Consider the following 783-nt stretch of genomic DNA (forward strand, 5'->3'; position numbering starts at 1 on the left):
CTTCCACCCCGTCTTTTGGGTGGATGCCCAGGGATCCCATCCCGAGCCAGCTACCGCCATCTCGGCAGCCGAGATTCGCTCAGGACGCTGGCGGATCAACCCTGCCATGGCCGCCAACCTCACCCAGGGGGATCTGACGCGGCTGCAGGTCTATGCCCTCCACTATGCCGAGCAATTGGAGAAAGGGGGGAAATATCCCCTCATTGTCTGGCCCTACCATTCCATGCTGGGTGGGATTGGCCATGCCCTGGTGCCGGCAGTGGAGGAGGCGATCTTCTTCCACACCATTGCCCGCGGCAGCCAGCCCAGCTTACAGCTCAAGGGAGCCAACCCCTTGACGGAAAATTACTCTGCCCTCAGCCCGGAGGTCTTGACGGGGCCGGAGGGGGATCCCATCGACGAGAAAAATGAATCCCTTATCGACCACCTCCTGGAATTTGATGCCCTGATTGTGGCTGGCCAAGCCAAAAGCCACTGCGTTGCCTGGACGGTAAGCGACCTGCTGCAGGAGATCCAGGCTAGAGATCCCAGCCTAGCCAGGAGGGTCTACCTTCTGGAAGATTGCACCTCGCCGGTAGTGATCCCCGGCATTGTCGATTTTAGCGAGCAGGCGGAGGCAGCCTTTGCCCGCTTTGCGGCAGCGGGGATGCACCGGGTGCACTCCACGGATCCCCTTTGGGAGTGGCCTGACTTTCCCTGGCCTCTTGCGGAGGAGACTTGATCTGCTCTACTCCAGTGGTAGGATGCGGCAGGACAGCCTGTCGGAGTTGGCCTGTGTACGAC

The 783-nt window shown here is 60.9% G+C and carries 1 protein-coding gene; it reads left to right on the plus strand.

The features are described from left to right. The coding region (locus NW858_RS08960; RefSeq protein WP_414520323.1) for an isochorismatase at window positions 1-721 on the plus strand (721 nt) is incomplete at its 5' end. Window positions 722-783: the final 62 nt, after the last annotated feature.

This window comes from Synechococcus sp. H55.10 (assembly GCF_047502715.1).
Taxonomy (GTDB): Bacteria; Cyanobacteriota; Cyanobacteriia; order Thermostichales; family Thermostichaceae; genus Thermostichus.